General features: G+C 38.7%; 12 protein-coding genes. 8 read left to right on the top strand and 4 right to left on the bottom strand.

The genetic code is table 11. The features are described 5' to 3' along the window. Positions 1-90 precede the first annotated feature (90 nt). From ISALK_RS06365 to ISALK_RS06355, 3 genes are all read left to right on the top strand, one after another. On the top strand, positions 91-2,358 hold the full coding sequence (locus ISALK_RS06365; RefSeq protein WP_160720315.1) for an SNF2-related protein: 2,268 nt from the start codon (positions 91-93) through the stop codon (positions 2,356-2,358). 83 nt (positions 2,359-2,441) lie between these two features. Continuing rightward, positions 2,442-4,889 carry a DEAD/DEAH box helicase family protein gene (locus tag ISALK_RS06360; RefSeq protein WP_160720313.1) on the top strand — a complete coding sequence of 816 codons (2,448 nt, stop codon included), beginning with the start codon at positions 2,442-2,444 and terminating at the stop codon, positions 4,887-4,889. Next, positions 4,889-5,263 (top strand): HIT family protein, encoded by a 375-nt coding sequence (locus ISALK_RS06355; RefSeq protein ID WP_160720311.1) that lies wholly within the window; start codon positions 4,889-4,891, stop codon positions 5,261-5,263. Before ISALK_RS06360 ends, ISALK_RS06355 begins: the two co-directional genes overlap by 1 nt. A 163-nt stretch (positions 5,264-5,426) precedes the next feature. Here ISALK_RS06355 and ISALK_RS06350 read toward each other — a convergent pair whose 3' ends face one another. Then, positions 5,427-5,717: a hypothetical protein gene (locus ISALK_RS06350; protein ID WP_160720309.1), complete on the bottom strand. Its 291-nt coding sequence runs from the start codon at positions 5,715-5,717 to the stop codon at positions 5,427-5,429. A gap of 17 nt (positions 5,718-5,734) precedes the next feature. Beyond that, positions 5,735-6,022, bottom strand: coding sequence for a helix-turn-helix domain-containing protein (locus ISALK_RS06345; RefSeq protein WP_160720307.1), 288 nt, complete (start codon positions 6,020-6,022; stop codon positions 5,735-5,737). 362 nt (positions 6,023-6,384) lie between these two features. On the opposite strand from ISALK_RS06345, the gene ISALK_RS06340 reads away from it, so the two are divergent. From ISALK_RS06340 to ISALK_RS06330, 3 genes are read left to right on the top strand one after another with little or no spacing between them, the layout of a single operon-like run. Further along, the gene (locus ISALK_RS06340; protein ID WP_160720305.1) at positions 6,385-7,575 is read left to right on the top strand and encodes a DUF6361 family protein; all 1,191 of its coding nucleotides are present in this window, start codon (positions 6,385-6,387) and stop codon (positions 7,573-7,575) included. Beyond that, entirely contained in the window at positions 7,568-9,346 is a 1,779-nt protein-coding gene (locus ISALK_RS06335; protein ID WP_160720303.1) for a phospholipase D family protein, read from the top strand. Before ISALK_RS06340 ends, ISALK_RS06335 begins: the two co-directional genes overlap by 8 nt. Then, complete coding sequence (locus tag ISALK_RS06330) at positions 9,343-12,576, top strand: C-terminal helicase domain-containing protein (protein ID WP_236660295.1); 3,234 nt, start codon at positions 9,343-9,345, stop codon at positions 12,574-12,576. Before ISALK_RS06335 ends, ISALK_RS06330 begins: the two co-directional genes overlap by 4 nt. Before the next feature lie 156 nt (positions 12,577-12,732). On the opposite strand, the gene ISALK_RS06325 is transcribed toward ISALK_RS06330, so the two are convergent. Then, positions 12,733-12,999, bottom strand: a complete 267-nt coding sequence (locus ISALK_RS06325; protein WP_160720301.1) for a hypothetical protein — start codon at positions 12,997-12,999, stop codon at positions 12,733-12,735. Between the two features lie 127 nt (positions 13,000-13,126). Here ISALK_RS06325 and ISALK_RS06320 point away from each other — a divergent pair, with 127 nt between their 5' ends. Beyond that, on the top strand, positions 13,127-13,798 hold the full coding sequence (locus ISALK_RS06320; RefSeq protein WP_160720299.1) for an ImmA/IrrE family metallo-endopeptidase: 672 nt from the start codon (positions 13,127-13,129) through the stop codon (positions 13,796-13,798). Positions 13,799-13,872: 74 nt separating this feature from the next. After that, complete coding sequence (locus tag ISALK_RS06315) at positions 13,873-14,616, top strand: hypothetical protein (protein ID WP_160720297.1); 744 nt, start codon at positions 13,873-13,875, stop codon at positions 14,614-14,616. A gap of 574 nt (positions 14,617-15,190) precedes the next feature. Here the strand turns inward: ISALK_RS06315 and ISALK_RS06310 are convergent. After that, entirely contained in the window at positions 15,191-16,555 is a 1,365-nt protein-coding gene (locus tag ISALK_RS06310; protein ID WP_160720295.1) for a sigma-54 interaction domain-containing protein, read from the bottom strand. Positions 16,556-16,713: the final 158 nt, after the last annotated feature.

Below are 16,713 nucleotides of genomic sequence, written 5' to 3'. Positions count from 1 at the left end.
GTACAGCACGCACCTGGTAGAGTGTATTGTCATAGATCCGAAGACTGAAATAGAGTTGCATAACCTGGATATTTGCAGAAGGAGGATGTTATGTTTAATGTTTTCTCTAAGGTAAAAAATATAATAATGCAATTTTTTCATGAGCGAGCAGAAGCAAAAAGGTTAAGAGAAGAAGAGATCAGAAGATTAGCAGCTGAACGAGAACAAAAAAGAATTAAAAGAGAGAGAGAATTTCAAGAAAGGATAAATGAATTAGATGAGGTAGAAAAATTATTTGATAAATCACTGGAAATAATGGGAAATCATCAAAATAACAAAAGAAAAATAAAAAGCAATTATGAAGGCAATCTTAACGATCAAGTTAGACAGAAGTTAAAAAAAATACCAATAGAAAAACTTAGCGATATAGAAAAAGGTATAAGAATTTCTGCGCTTAAAAAGGCTTCTTTTACTAATTTAGATCAACTTATAAGAGAAACCACCTATGGCATACGTCAGATACATGGGATAGGAGAGGATAATAAAAGAAAAATATTAAATGCTGCTAATAAAATCAAAGAAACAATACATAATGAAACCCATCTTGTTATCAATTTAAGAGATGATAGATATTATACGCGTGAACTTGTTAGATTAATATTTTTAATCCGAAAAAATGATAAAATGATAGAGAAAATTAGAGATAGAATTGCTAAGAAAAGAAATAAGATTACAACAAGTATTACTTATTGCAGAAAGATTCAAAACCCACAAGTTTGGGAAGATGAAATGGAAACGGAAGGATCTGTACTTTTTTGTGAATATAACAAAGTACATGTTTTTAGACAATCTATGGAATACCGGGAATGGAATCATGAGAATGCTCAATATTTGTATGACGGGGATATTGAAATGGAAAGTGTTTGGGATGATTTTGAAAAAAACTCAATAGCATATTATTCGACTATAGAAAAAATCACAGGAAATGCCGTTGCTAATGTAGAAAATACTGGGGGTATTCCAGATAGTCTGAGTAAAAAAATTGAGAATATCGTGCTGGATATTTCAAAACTAAAAGTAGAATTAAGACAATACCAAACTTTTGGAGTGAAGTACAGCTTAACTCAAAAGAAAGTTTTAATTGGAGATGAGATGGGTCTAGGAAAAACCATAGAAGCAATTGCAGTAATGGCTCATCTATCTTCAAATAAGCATACCCACTTTCTAGCGGTGGTTCCAACAAGTGTATTGATAAATTGGGAAAGAGAGGTTGCTCAACATAGTAAATTAGAAACGTATAAGTTGCATGGAAATGAACGTAAACGAAAACTGCGACAATGGATAGATAATGGCGGGGTCGGTATCACAACCTACGGCACGCTTGGAAGTCTCGGTATACCCCATGATATTAGCATTGACTGTCTGGTTGTTGATGAAGCTCATTATATAAAAAATTCAGATACAAAGCGTACTAAAGCAGTGATGGGAGTTATAGACAATTGCGATTACATTATGTTCATGTCTGGAACACCTTTAGAAAATAATCTAGAAGAAATGAAAAATTTGATTGGAATTCTGAACCCTAGAATTATAAATAACTTAAATAGTTTCGAAACAATTATCCAGGTTGATACATTTAAAAGTAAAATAGCAGAAGTGTATTTAAGAAGAAATAGAAACGATGTATTAAAAGAACTTCCAGATAAACAGGAGATAAATGAATGGTCCCATTTTGATGTTTATGCTAAAAAAGATTACTTTGCTGCGGTTAACTCATCCAAATTTATGAGTATGAGACGAGCAGCTTGGAGTAGCAGTGAATCAAATAAACTAAAGCGGTTATTGGAAATCTGTAAAGAAGCAGAAAATAATGAAAGAAAGATCGTTATCTTCTCGTATTTTAGAGATGTAATAAATATTATTCATGAAACGCTGAAAGATAATACCTATACGCCTATAACAGGAGATGTGTCATCAAAGAAAAGACAAGAGATTATTGATGCATTCAGTGAGAATAAGGAACGAAATATACTAATCTCGCAAGTGGAAGCTGGAGGTATTGGATTGAATATACAAGCAGCAAGTGTGGTTATTTTATGCGAGCCCCAATTAAAACCATCCATTGAAGAACAGGCAATAAGTCGTGTTTACCGTATGGGTCAAACAAGGAAAGTAATGGTGCATAGACTTTTAACAGAAAATAGTGTAGACGAGAGAATCATGGATATTTTAACTGAAAAACAAGAAGTATTTGATTCCTATGCAAAACATTCGGATGCTGCAGAACTCAACACACAGGATGAGAATAGTATTCATGAAGAAAAAATCAATACAATAATTAAATTGGAGAAAGAAAGGATCGGTAGTGAAATAGGTTAAAATAAATACTGTGATAGCGCAGCTTATTTCCTTATGGCTGTATCTTATTTAGTAGAACAATCTACTCAAGAAAGGAAGTTTCTATGTCTACATATTCAGAAAATGCGATCACCGGAAGAAGCAATGATTTATACACCCAATTAAAGCTGGATTTATTCCATGCAACAGAAATTAAATTCCTTGTCTCTTTTGTAATGGAGTCCGGCGTGAAACTTCTTATTAAAGATTTAAAGAAAAAAGCATTAGAAGGCGTGAATATAAAAATACTAACGGGTACCTATCTCGGGATCACAGAACCTCAAGCACTCTATTTATTAAAAAAGGAACTGGGAAATCAGGTAGATATTCGAATATTTAATGACACCAGTATTTCCTTTCATCCTAAGGCTTATTTTTTAAAATGGGATAAGGAAGGGGTTATTTTTGTGGGTTCATCCAATATGTCACGCTCTGCATTAACTAACGGGTTGGAATGGAATTACCGATTGCAAAAAGAAAAAAACAACGAAGACTTTCAGTCGTTTGAAGAGAATTTTGACGAGTTATATCAAAATGACAGTATACCTCTGACGGATGAGTTTCTCCGTAAGTACGCATCCAATTGGAAGAAAACCATTTTCAGTGAAAAAGGACACTTATCGGAAATTAAAGTAGAAGAGCAAAATGATAAGATCGCAGAAGAAGGAGAAGGCTACGGTGTATTGGTTAATGAAAATCTTCCGGAACCCCGGGGAGCACAAATAGAAGCACTATATGAACTGGGTCTTGCGAGAGAAGAAGGTATTGATCGAGGTTTAGTTGTTGCTGCCACTGGTGTAGGGAAAACTTATTTAGCGGCTTTTGATACCATGGATTTTAAACGGGTTCTTTTTATCGCTCATCGAAAAGAGATTTTAAACCAAACGGAAATAACTTTTAGAAGCCTTCGACCGGAAATCAGTGTGGGGTATTTTAATCAGTCGGAAAAAGAAACAGAAAAGGATCTGGTTTTAGGTAGTGTTCAGACCCTTGGTAAAGATGAATACTTAAATGAAAAGTACTTCAAAAAAGACACTTTTGATTATATTGTCGTGGACGAATTTCATCATGCTGCGGCGAACAGTTATCGAAAGATTATTGAATACTTCCAACCGGAGTTCTTGCTGGGGCTTACGGCTACACCGTACCGAATGGATAACCAGGATATTTTCCAATACTGTGATGATAACATTATCTACGAAGTAGATGTAAAATCTGCAATCGATAGGGATCTCTTAGTTCCCTTTAAGTATTATGGAGTTTATGATGATACGGATTATGATAATATTGAGCGAGTTGGAGGGAAGTATAAAACGGAAGACTTGGAAAAGGCCTTAAGCAAAGGGAGAAGAGCAGACCTGGTTTTAAAGCATTATCAAACCCTTGGCAAGAAAAGAACCATTGGATTTTGCTCTTCGATCAATCATGCAGAGTTTATGGCAGGATATTTTAATGAAAGAGGCATACCTTCTGCGGCGGTACACAGTCGTGGAAGTGAAGAAGACTTTGTAATGGACCGGGATGATGCCCTAAAAGCACTGGAGCGCGGTGAAATTAGAGTTGTGTTTGCGGTGGATGTCTTTAACGAAGGGGTGGATGTTCCCTCATTGGATTGTGTTATGTTCCTTCGGCCCACAGAGTCCTATACCGTCTTTTTACAACAACTTGGTCGGGGGCTTAGAAAATTTCAAGGGAAAGAGTATTTAACTGTACTGGATTTTATCGGGAATTTTAAGAGCGCCCACTATATTCCTCTTTTGTTGGCTGGAAAGAATCCCATGGAGGCAGTTAATGAACGGAAAAAAAGTTATATTACACCGGAAGACTTGGAATATCCGGAGGGCTGCAATGTACAATTTGATTTTCGATTAATTGATCTGTTTCAAGAAATGAAAAAACGAGACCCGTTAAGAATCCGAATGAAAGATGAATACTATCGACTAAAAGCGGAGCTTGGAAGAAGACCGAAAAGGATGGACTTAATGGAAGGTACGGATCTTAATCATAAGCATTATCTGAAAAAAAGTTACTTGGACTTTTTACAGGAAATAAATGAACTAAGTGCTGAAGAAGAGGCATTCCTAAGGACCGAGGCGGAGAAATTTCTTCGCGAGTTGGAAAAAACTTCAATGTCTAAATCTTATAAAATACCGACAATTGAGCCATTTACTCAAAAAGATGAGATGCGCCGCCAGGTTTCAATCGAGGAAGTGGCGGAGAGCTTTATGAAATTTTATAAAAACCATAAGCTCCATCAGAAAGACTTGAATAATAAGAATCATAAAAATTGGGAAACCTGGGACATCGAAGACTTTAAGAAGTTGGCGGTAAAGAATCCTGTCCACTTTCTTTCGAAAAGCTCTTTTTTCAGCTATGATGAAGTAAATAAGGTGTTCAGTTTGAAGAAGGAGCTTGAGCCATTTTTGAATGAAACACTGAAGAGTCATATGAAAGATATTTTAAAACTACGAAAACACGAGTATTTTGCGAGAAGATTTAAGGAGGAAGATTAATGAGCTGTTTGTTTTGTAATCTCAACAAAGATCAAATCATCTTGGAAAATGATCTTGCCGTTGCCATTATGGACAAGTTTCCTGTAAACGAAGGGCATATGCTCTTTATCCCAAAACGGCATTTTAAAACATACTTTGAAGCAACTAAAGAAGAAGTAGTGGCGCTTTACGATTTACTTCATGAGGGAAAAAAATACTTGGATGAAAAGTTCAATGCCGACGGCTACAATATTGGAATTAATATCGGCGAAGACGCAGGACAAACCATCATGCATCTTCATATTCATTTAATTCCCCGGTATAAAGGGGATGTTGAGGATCCACGGGGTGGAATTCGGCACTTAAAGGAGCAGTTGGTACCCTACAAAGGGTAGATTATTATATAATTAGAGCCACTGACGGGTTGATGATTGCAATCCGTCAGCGGCTTTTTATAGAGCGTTATCTAAAACTTTTAATAGTACATTTCTCATCTAATATACAAGTACATTTACATACTAATAAAAATAAAGCAATTTCATAGGTGAATCCTTATTTCTACTCGTTGTCATCAATTTCAACAGTAGAAATAACGGGTTCTTTTCCGATTTTATCCAAACTCTTTATGTCTGCGCTCACTCCCATAGCTTTGCTTTTATCGATCAGCCAATTGATAAACCCGTCGTTATCTTCAATTTCTTCATGGTAATCTTCCCGATCTTCGATCCATTTTCGGATAAGACCTTGTTGTTCCTCATTTGTATCGTAAAACAAAACAGCATAGGTCACCTTAGTAAGGTCGCGTTGTATCTTTTCGGTAATAATTGCCTGTACAGTTTGTCCGGACATTATTTTTCACCTCATTTTTACAGATTGCGATTTTGAATGTTTTTTTCTACATAATTATTTAATGTCGGGATAGCATCAAAAATATCATTGCTTAATATATCTAAGGGGAATAGCAAGACTAAAGTCTTTTGACTGAAGATAAAAACAGTCAATAAAGCCACTGTGACTGTCCAGCCGGGGATCCTTTTGCCGGATTCATAAACTGCAATTGACTGTCGGGTTGTACCGATTTGTTCAGCCAATTCGCTTTGTGTAAAGCCTAAGGTTTTTCTTAATGTGGGCAGGTTGGCAGCTAATTGTTTCATAATATGCTCTTTTTGAGTTGCATTAAGTTTGCGAAAATCAACAATATCCTCGATAAATCATCACCCTCTTTATTCGATTTTATAATTGTTGCTATACATTTATTATAGCATAGGAAAAGCATTAGATAAATACAAAATGTAAAAAATAAATACAAAAAGTTAACGAAATGACAAGTTGCTTTCTAAACAGTTAATTAGAAAGGCTCTTGAATTAATTAAACCGTAAAATATAGAAGGACTTTTATCATTTTTGTAGAATTTGTGAGTAATGGGAAAGATACCATAACATAAATTTAAAGATTATAGTAAGATATAAGCAACTATACTAAGGGACTGTGAACTAATTGGATAGGAGGATTGCAATGGAATTGGGATGGATAGACTTTTCGAAAAGTCATAAAAATAAAGTCTTGAATGTGATTAATTTACTTTCAGAACCCGGCGCCGTGGACGAGTTGGGAATAGGGACCATCAGAGATGGATTTGCAGATCTGTTTTTCCCCGGAACTTCTACCATACAGACACGGGCGAAGTACTTTTTGCTGGTACCCTATTTAATGATGGAAATAGAAAAAGAGCCGCTGGCAACCCCGGAAAAAATGATGGAAAAACTTCATCAGAAGGAGTTAAGCCTTATTGACCAGTTAAAAGGCCCCGGTGTAAAGGGTGTAATCGGTGAAATTTCCGGAAAGAACTTGAAACGAAAACCTTCAGATATTTACTGGAGCGTAATTCGAAAGTATTCTATATTCAAAGAAAACCAACTATCTATCAATAATTATTTTAGAATAGTCCATAAGCTTAAACTCAATAAAAAGAGGACAAGGGCTATGGGTAAGATGGAGACGGAGGAGGATCCCAATAGCGGAGACGACGCCAACGCTTATGTTGGTGAATTTTTTGAATTCTGGAATTTTCCTCTGTGGCATGAAAATTTTCGGGAGAATCTAACTATGGCGTTGACGAAGGAAGAAGCGGAATTTTTGAAAGAACGTATCCTTAGCACGGTAGGGAAAAGTCTACTGGGTCATGTGCTGAAAGCCCAGAATACCGATTTTTTGGAATATAAGTTTTTTGAAGATCTGATGGATTACCTCTCCAAAATGCCGCCCTCGATACAGTCAGATTATCTGATGGCAAAAGCCTTCGCGGACTTTATCGAAGGGGCCCATATTCGTTATAATCTGATACTGTCAGCTTATAACGAACCGAAGGTTCATGAAGCCTGGGAGCGTTGGGTAGAAGATATTCACCTTCACGGCAGCTATGATTTGGAACGGATGTTTTCTCTTTTACAGGTCAAAAACATGGGGCAGCGCAAGTTCTTACTGGATTTAAAAAGTGCCATGCAAAATCGTGATTACGAGAATATGGATGAAATCATAAAACAGAGGGAAATCCAACTGAAAGGTAAAAAAAGAGCTAAGACGGAAGACCCCGGTAATTTCAATTATAAAGAATGGGTGGGGATAAGAAAGCTTGAATATCGTTTGCCCAATACCCAGGTTATTATTCGGGATATATTCGAAGGGACAGGTGTGTTAAATGTTTAAACCGACACAAAACCGGATGGATTACTCAAAAAAGTTAGAGCCGCCTGCAGGGTATGAGACGACCTATGCCATTGGCACCACCTACTCATTAGACCTTGATACCCTTCTCGGTGCATCTATAGCCCTTGGGCTTTCCGATAGTGTTGATAATGAGCTGAGTAAAGATCCCTTATATGTATTGGAAGCGCTAAGAAAAATTTCCGATAAAGTACTGGTATTTTGTGAAGGCGGACAGATCAAAGCTCCGAATAAGTCCAATGCACTATACGCTTTATTAGAAAAAATGGTATTTGAAGTAAATCTAAAAAACCGCGGTTCCTTTCATCCGAAGTTTTGGTTTGTGAAATATGAAGATGATGACCAAAATGCGGTTTATCGATTGATGGTACTCAGTAGGAACCTGACCTTTGACAGAAGCTGGGACTTTGCCGTCGCTTTAGATGGATACTATAGTGAAGAGGAACAGACAAAAAACAAAGCCTTAAGTGATTTTTTAATTTACTTAAGAAAATCAGTGAAAAAAGCTACGGGAAATGAACAAAACCGAAAATTACTGAGAGATGTTGCAAAGGAGTTGGAACATGTTGCCTTTTCCATTGATAACAAGTTCAAGGATTACTCTTTCCATCCCATCGGCATACCGAATTATTCGATTAGTAATACCGGTTTGTTTGATCGTTATCATCAACTGTTTGTGATTTCTCCATTTTTGTCAAAAACCACGGTGGATCAGTTTAAAGATCAAGCACTCATCAGACCGGACCGTACGCTGATTACACGGCGAGATGAATTAGCCGCTTTAAAACCGGAACATCTGGAGGCCTACGGGGTATATGCGCTGAAAGAAATTATTATTGATGGAGAGGATGCGATCAGTGAAGACAGTGATGAGGATGCTGAAAAGGAATTGTATCAAAAACAGGACATTCATGCGAAACTATATCTTAAAACCAAGGGGGCCAACACCGACCTGTTTATTGGTTCCCTAAATGCTTCGCATCAGGCTTGTGTAAAAAATGTAGAATTCTTATTGAAATTGGAAACAAAACGGGGCCGGCTGAAAGTAGAAGATCTGAAAAATGATATATTCGGTAAGGAGGAAAAAGAAAATCCCTTTGAACGGATTACGACACTGCCGGAAATAGAAGAAGAGGAAGACAAAAAAGAGGATCTGGAAAAACGCATCAAGGATCTGATGTATTTAACAGTCAACGGAGAATGTATAAAAGAAGAGGATTACTATTTGCTTAAGTTGGTTTTTAAAGATTACAAAAAAACAGAGGAGGCAATATTTATTCGCCCACTCCTTGGGAATAGGGAGGAACCGCTGAAAGAGGAGGTATTATTTGAAGGCTTAAAAATGAATCATTTATCGATGTTTTTTGTAGTGATCATTTATGGAGAAAGGGAAACCTTAAAGCGGGTAGTGAAAATTCATGTGGAGGGAATACCGGAAGAAAGAGATAAAGCGATTGTTAATCGAATCATTGATAACAAGGAACGATTTTTACAGTACATTACCTTCATGCTGGGAGAGGATTACTTTCTTTCCTTCTTAGAGAATAAAACCTTTAATACGAACCAATTAATATTTGGGATGCAAAATTCCGTCCCGGCGATCTACGAGAAAATGCTGAAAACTGTAGCGACGGATCCGAAAAAGCTGGATGATATACAAAGATTGATGGATATGATTTCCGATGAGAAAATTATTCCACAGGAGTTTAGGGAACTATATGGAGCGTTTTTAAAGGCGGTGGGGAAAGAATGATGGATTTGCAGAATATCGAAAATGAAATAATGGAAGGTTTAAAAGATTTTCAGCGGGCCACCGTAGAACGGGTGGACCATTTATACCGCAATGGCCAGAACCGGGTGTTGATTGCTGATGAAGTCGGCCTCGGGAAAACCTTAGTGGCAAAGGGGGTGGTGGCGAAGGCTGCAAAGCTTTATCAGGAGACCCTTGATCAACAGGAAAATGAAATATTTAAAGTAGTTTATATTTGTTCTAATCAGTCGATCGCTGCACAGAATATACAAAAGTTAAAAGTTTCATCGGATATCACGGTGGATGGTGTGACTGATACAAGACTATCGATGCAGCATTTAAAGATCTTTGAACAGGAAAATGATAGTACAATAAAAGAACGCTACATTCAGTTGATTCCATTGACCCCCTCCACCTCCTTTAATTTAACCGGGGGGCAGGGAAATATGGAAGAACGTGCATTGATGTTCGCAGTATTAAAACGTATGGATCTCTTCGCCCCCTATGAAAAAGAACTGGAACGATTATTACAGCACAGTGCGAAAAAGGGATGGACAGCTTGGGGAAGGGAAAGCTATGAGGATAAAGTCAAGCAATGTGATGAAAAGAATAATGGTGAATATATTAAAATCATGGATCAAAAACTACGGGCGATGTTTGCCAAATCAACAATAGTTCAAGATATGATAGATTTCTTTGTGGCGTATCGCTATCAGTTGGAGCAGCCAATAAAGCCGAGTACGCTCATCCACAGATTGCGATTGATTTTTGCTCGGATCAGTGTGGAGATGCTAAAGCCGGATTTAGTGATAATGGATGAGTTTCAGCGTTTTCGATCATTAATCAGTGCTGACGAGGCCACGGAAACCGGCATTCTTGTAGATCGGTTCTTAAATTCCAGAGAAGTGAAGGTGTTATTACTATCGGCTACACCTTATAAACTCTATTCCACTTTGGAAGAGATCAGTGAGTATGATACGGATGAACATTATGAAGAGTTCTATAGAGTGATTGATTTTTTATTGAAGGAAAAACAGCAAAAAGAATTTCGGGAAGTGTGGAATAACTTCTCTGTAAAGCTAAAGGAGTTGGCGCTGGAAAACACCAGTATACTGGAAGTGAAAAAGCAGGCAGAGGACGCTTTGTACCGTGGGATTTGCAGAACTGAAAGATTGATGAATGAAAGCAGCGCTAACTATATTGACGACCAGTCCATGGATCAAATGCTGAAAGTTACAGAAAAGGACGTGTTGTCTTATATAAACGGGGAAAAACTCATGCAGGAAACCGGGCAACGCCACGGGATTCCCTCCGAATATGTTAAATCATCTCCATATCTTTTTTCTTTTATGGATCAGTATATGGTAAAGAAAAAAGTTCAGCAATACTTTGAGAAAAACCCCGATGAACTGCCTAAAGCCAATAAAAAGCACCTTTGGTTAAAACGTGCTGATATCAAGAACTACCGTCCTATCGAAGCTACTAATGCCAGATTAGAGAAAGTTAAAGAACGGGTTTTTGATAATAACGCCATGCTTCTTTTGTGGGTACCGCCTTCGATGCCTTACTATGAATTACAAGGCCCTTTTGCCGATACAAAGAACTTTTCGAAGACCTTGATCTTTTCGGCTTGGGAAATGGTGCCGAGAATGGTTGCTTCCCTATTGTCCTATGAATCAGAAAGGAAAACCGTGGGACGTTTGGCCAAGAAGAATAAAAATCATAAGAACACAAATTATTTTTCCTCCGGGAACAGTCGATTTCCAACACCAAGGCTTAGGCTGAGTTTAACCGATGGGAAGCCGAATGCAATGAACCTATTTGCATTGCTTTATCCATCAAAATATTTGGCATCCCTTTATGATCCCATAGACTGCATGAATCAAAAAATGTCTCTGGATGAAATTGAACGTCAGCTTAAAATGAATATCTCGAAGGATTTAAACAACTTAAAAAACAAAGAGATGGAAGATCGGGTAGATCAGCGTTGGTATTACCTTGCTCCAATATTTTTGGATCCGCCGGAGTACGTTAAAGAGTGGCTGGATAATAAAGAGCAATTGATCACTAAAGAAGGAGAAGACGAGAAAGATGGCGGCCAAAAAGGGTTCCATGGACATATGGAGCAGCTTGAGAAAGAATTTACGGAAAACAGTGAACGATCCCTTGGAAGGATGCCTGATGATTTGGCACAGGTGCTGGTGAACATGACTATCGGATCACCGGCTATTTGTGCCTATCGTGCAAATCGTAAGAACCCTATATATGCAACCCGGGTAGCAAAAGTAATGATCAATCGATTAAATATACAAGAATCTACAGCAATTATTGAATTATCCTATAAGGATAGTTCTACGGAGGCCCATTGGAAAAATGTGCTAAGATATTTCAAAGACGGAAACTTTCAATCGGTCATAGATGAATATACCCATATGTTAACTGAATCCTACGGTTTGAAGAGTACGCCGAATGATTGGAAAAGACTGAATGATCTTATGGTGGAGTCCATGGTGGCCCATACCGCCAGTTATCCCATAGATACCTATAATACTTTCAAAAAGAAAATACTAAAGGGATCGGGTAAGAAGGTAAAGGTGGCTAGGATCAGATCGAATTTTGCCGTAGGATTTTATAAAGGGGAAGGCGACCGAAAAGTAACGAATCGTAAAGACAGTATTCGAAATGCGTTTAATTCACCATTTAGACCCTTTGTGTTGGCAACCACCTCTATTGGTCAAGAAGGGCTGGACTTTCATTATTACTGCCGCAGAATTGTTCATTGGAATCTCCCGTCGAATCCTGTGGATTTAGAGCAAAGAGAAGGAAGAATTAATCGTTTCAAGTGTCTTGCCATTCGGCAAAACCTTGCGCAAAATTACCGGGACCTAACAGTGAAAGAGGATTTATGGAAGGAAATATTTGATGCTGCCAGGGAAGAAGAAGTTGAAAATCATGATGGATCCAGTGAGTTAATTCCTTTTTGGAGTTTGGCCGGAAATCCTGAAGTGAAAATCGAACGAATGGTGCCGCAGTATCCAATGAGTAAAGACGTTATACGATATGAACGGTTAATAAAAATTCTTTCATTATACCGTTTAACCTTAGGTCAGGCAAGACAGGAGGAATTACTGGAGCACATATTAAAAAATAGTGATAACGATGAACAGCTGAAAGATTTATTTGTAAACCTTTGTCCATTTGATAAAGGTGCAAACCTGGGGGAAAATAGTTAAAGAAATACAAAACCGCCTCAAAGCATCGGTATCTCCGATTCTTCAGGCGGTTATCTTTTTCTTACTCTATTTTTAGTTTTTCTCTGCACCGGTCCAAGTACGGCTTTCTGGCTACTAAGTAGTCTTTCCATGTTTCCATCCAATTTGTTTGTCCGCTTACCCGATGTAGCTGCCATAGCTGTAAAATTCCTTTGTTTTTTCGATGTCCCGTTCAACTTCCTGTAGTAGTAAAGTTTTTTCGATCTTGGACTTGGCACTTTTGAAGATAATCGTTAATTTGTTGGAATTTTCTTCGGGGATGCTTAGTTCAAAAGAATCGTTGTTAAGTTTCATCGCTCGTTCCATTTTATTTCCTCCTTTTAGGCTTTCCAGTTTATTTTCTACCATTTCATATCCGTTTCCCATGGCTATAATATTTTCCACTGTGATCCGCTCCTTTTTTTTATATTTGGTGGTTGGTTTTTATAAATCCTTTATCTTTAAATACATTATAGGATGAATCCCAAGTCTTGATAACGGTCGGAGGGCTATTTCTTAGTCCATCCTGGGGGTGGTTATTTCTCGGTCCAAGGGTGGAGGGAAAAGGAATATATTTATAAAAAATCAAGATATTTTAAAGGGATTTCCAGCTTGTTTATCGAATACCTTCGGTGATAAAGAATTTCCGTCGGAATTAATTAACCCGTTTCAAACAAAGGGTGAAATTTCTAATCAAAAGCGTAGTGCCCTTGAAGAAAACCTGAAAAGCTATGGTGTTTTTTACACCGAAGCCGATCTAGGCACAGCGGGTGCTGGATGGATACAAAGGGTAAACAGTGGCAGAAAGTTAATAATTAAGAGAACAAAAAAAGAAATCACGGTAAAAACTCTTTATAATATGGTGATTAACAAAAATCATCCTTCTACTACAAAATTCGCAACTATGTTACATGAATTAGGACACCTTTATTGTGGACATCTGGGAGCACCATATGATAAATGGTGGAAGGATAGAAGGGGTTTATCTTGCAGTTCAATTGAGTTTGAGGCAGAAAGCGTTTGCTGGATTATTTGTGAGAGATTAGGGATACATAATCCCTCAGCTGAGTACTTGAGCGGTTACTTAAGTAAGAATGAAGAAATACCAGCCATAAGTATTGATTCAGTACTTAAAGCTGTAGGCATCATCGAGAGCATGCTCCGCAATAAGATAGAACCGAAAAAAGAGATCATATTACAATAATAAAGATAGGATTCGTTGTCTTAGTTTTTAATACGTGTTTGGATAATACTATACGTTTAGGATAAGGAGGTCCTATGAAACTACGAAACCTTTCAAATCAAACCTTGGCTCATGGCGTCTTAAAAGAACTGAATCATCAGGGAAAACACTTTACTTCAAGGCCCTGGAATTATCGAAGGCCTGATACCACCCTGTGGTGGCTGGTGCCATCTACTGATTGGCCTGCATACCCATACGGAAAATACAGGATTTCAAAAGAACCTCAGCATGCATCTATCGGTTTTTGGGTGGAAAAAGGCATAAAAGGGTCGGTGCTTACTATGTTAAAGCCGAAAACCGTAAACCTATTAAAGATCGATGATCATTGGCGTTGGCATCATGTGATGGAGGAGTTGATAAATGGAAAGTTTGAAAAACGATTATTGGAAGTGAGGAATCAAACGAAGCTGCCTGTTTATATTCAGCTCAGTGCTCATTATGTTACAGGAGATTTTGAACCCTATGCCAAGAAGGTCAGACATGAGGAAGGGCACAGAGTGAAGTACTTATTAAAGAGCGAACAGGAGGTTGAAGCTCAAGAGTTGAAAGGAAGCATATTTAAAGGCTTCGACAAAACTACAAACCTAGAGGAGTTGGGGGAGAAAATCAAACAACTTCCGGACCTTGACTGGTACTGGATTGATTTTGAAGTCTATGTGCAGGTTCCTTTGGTATATTTAAAAACTGTAGACCAGACGGAGCACAATGATCTGATCGATTTTGAAGAAATTGTGGAGAAGGTTTTCGAACCTTTTATGGGCCTGGTGAAGGAGAAGTAATATTGTTTAATATAACAACTATGGTCATAAAACCGATAGACAGGGTTTTGCATAAAACAAAAAAACAACGAACCGCCTGAAAATATCGAATTTCGACCCTTCAGGCGGTTATCTTTTTCTTACTCTATTTTTAGTTTTTCCCTGCACCGGTCCAAGTACGGCTTTCTTGCTACTAAGTAGTCTCTTCATGTTTCCATCCAATTTGTTTGTCTTATTATCCGAGGTAACTGCCATAGCTGTAAAATTCCTTTGTTTTTTCGATCTTGGATTTGGTGCTTTTGAAGACGATGGTTAATGTAAAGAAAACAGCCGCCCGAAAATTTCGAGCGGCTGTTGTAGTTCACAGGTCTTTTCATTGTCTAGTGCAATCCGGAGTAAATCACTTCCCCCTCTTCGTTGAAGTAGAGCCATAAGTCTCCCCGGTAAATTCCTTCCTCGGGAAAGTGCTGAATCCGAGGAGGGTCGGCAAGGGACTTTTCCCACTGGAAGAGGACCTCGCCCTCGGGATTCAGGGTGTGATGCTCGGTTTCCGTGGAAACCGTGGCAAATCCGTTTTTGAAGAACCCATTTTCATTTATTTGTCATAATAGGCGTTAAGTTTTCGGTACAGGGTCATTCGTGGGATGCCCAATTTTTCTGCGGCCTTAGCCTTGTTTCCGCCGCACTTTTCTAAGGTGTCTAGAATCATCCTTTTTTCCGTTTGATATAACACCTCTCTTAAAGACTGATCTCCTTGGACCGGGGGGTTTTTCTTCGTGTGATCCTTAAGGAGATAATCGGGCACATGGCCTCGTCCCAGGGTATCATCCTCGGAATTAACAATCATGCGCTCAACCACGTTTTTCAGTTCCCGAATGTTTCCCGGCCAGTGGTGCCCCCGGAAAATTTCCATTACTTCCGGGGAGAAAAGCCTTAGGCTTCCCAATTGCTGGTACATGAGGGTGCTAAAGTGATTGACCAGCAGGGGGATGTCCTCCGGGGTGTCCCTTAGGTTTGGAACATGGAGATTGAGAACATTGAGACGATAATAAAGATCCTCCCGAAAGCTGTTTTCCCCCACGGCTTCCCCCAGATCCACATTAGTGGCGGCGATTACTTTTACATCCAGCTTCAAAATATCGTTGCTGCCCACCCGTTCAAATTCTTCCTCCTGTAAAACCCTAAGAAGCTTAGGCTGAAGGTGTACCGGGAGTTCCCCCACCTCGTCCAAAAAGATGGTTCCCCCATTGGCCAATTCAAATTTTCCCACCTTTCCTTCTTTGTTAGCCCCGGTAAAAGACCCCTTCGTATATCCGAACAGTTCCGATTCCATCAGATTGTCGGGAATGCTTCCGCAGTTCACCCGAATAAAGGGGCGATGGGATCTTGTGCTGGATTGATGAATGGCGTGGGCGAACAGTTCTTTTCCTACCCCGCTTTCTCCGGTAATTAACACCGGGAGATTGTTGGCGGAGTATTTTTTAGCCGATTCTTTTGCCTGCTTTTTCAGCGGGGACTGGGTCAAAATATGTTGAAAGGAATACTTCGCCCGGTAGATATCCGCGGCTTTCCTGCTATGTTGATAAGAAACCCTGTTTTCCCGCTCCTGATGTTCCTTCAGTTCATAAAAGAAGTTAAGGTCCTCGATTAAAATGATTCCCACTCCCCCAATCACCTCCTTCTGATGAAAAAGAGGAATTCGGTGGACAAGGGAAGATTTGCCGTTGTGAAAACGGTGTTTCTCTCCAATTTCCGCCACACCGGTTTTTACCACGATGGGCAGGCGTACGGAGGGATCAATATCGGAAAGATGTTTTCCCTTAACGTCATCCAAGTCCAGATTCAGGTATTGGAGAAAGGCATCATTCATGATGATCACCCGTCCGTCTTTATCGATGAAATTAATGGGAATGGGTAGCTGGTCAAAGAGTAAAGAGGTCATGGAGGCGAAAATATTCATAAGCTCTCGTGGTTCATAGATTTCCGGTGTGCGGTGTTTGTCAACATAGTTGTCGCATAAAGTTTTTATCTATGTATAATATTTAAATATTTTGCGAATGTTCAATCAACTCTTCTTCGTTCATTGGATTCAGTGTTACATAGTCGGGCAATTTCCAA

The organism is Isachenkonia alkalipeptolytica, from assembly GCF_009910325.1.
GTDB lineage: Bacteria > Bacillota > Clostridia > Peptostreptococcales > T1SED10-28 > Isachenkonia > Isachenkonia alkalipeptolytica.
This window is presented reverse-complemented; position numbering and strand designations above follow the sequence as displayed.

Excerpts from the sequence above, each read along its gene's own strand:
- ISALK_RS06355 (WP_160720311.1), top strand. The coding sequence starts at position 4,889 with ATGAGCTGTTTGTTTTGTAATCTCAACAAAGATCAAATCATCTTGGAA.
- ISALK_RS06360 (WP_160720313.1), top strand. The coding sequence starts at position 2,442 with ATGTCTACATATTCAGAAAATGCGATCACCGGAAGAAGCAATGATTTA.
- ISALK_RS06330 (WP_236660295.1), top strand. The coding sequence starts at position 9,343 with ATGATGGATTTGCAGAATATCGAAAATGAAATAATGGAAGGTTTAAAA.
- ISALK_RS06345 (WP_160720307.1), bottom strand. The coding sequence starts at position 6,022 with ATGAAACAATTAGCTGCCAACCTGCCCACATTAAGAAAAACCTTAGGC.
- ISALK_RS06310 (WP_160720295.1), bottom strand. The coding sequence starts at position 16,555 with ATGAATATTTTCGCCTCCATGACCTCTTTACTCTTTGACCAGCTACCC.
- ISALK_RS06350 (WP_160720309.1), bottom strand. The coding sequence starts at position 5,717 with ATGTCCGGACAAACTGTACAGGCAATTATTACCGAAAAGATACAACGC.
- ISALK_RS06365 (WP_160720315.1), top strand. The coding sequence starts at position 91 with ATGTTTAATGTTTTCTCTAAGGTAAAAAATATAATAATGCAATTTTTT.
- ISALK_RS06340 (WP_160720305.1), top strand. The coding sequence starts at position 6,385 with ATGGAATTGGGATGGATAGACTTTTCGAAAAGTCATAAAAATAAAGTC.
- ISALK_RS06315 (WP_160720297.1), top strand. The coding sequence starts at position 13,873 with ATGAAACTACGAAACCTTTCAAATCAAACCTTGGCTCATGGCGTCTTA.
- ISALK_RS06335 (WP_160720303.1), top strand. The coding sequence starts at position 7,568 with ATGTTTAAACCGACACAAAACCGGATGGATTACTCAAAAAAGTTAGAG.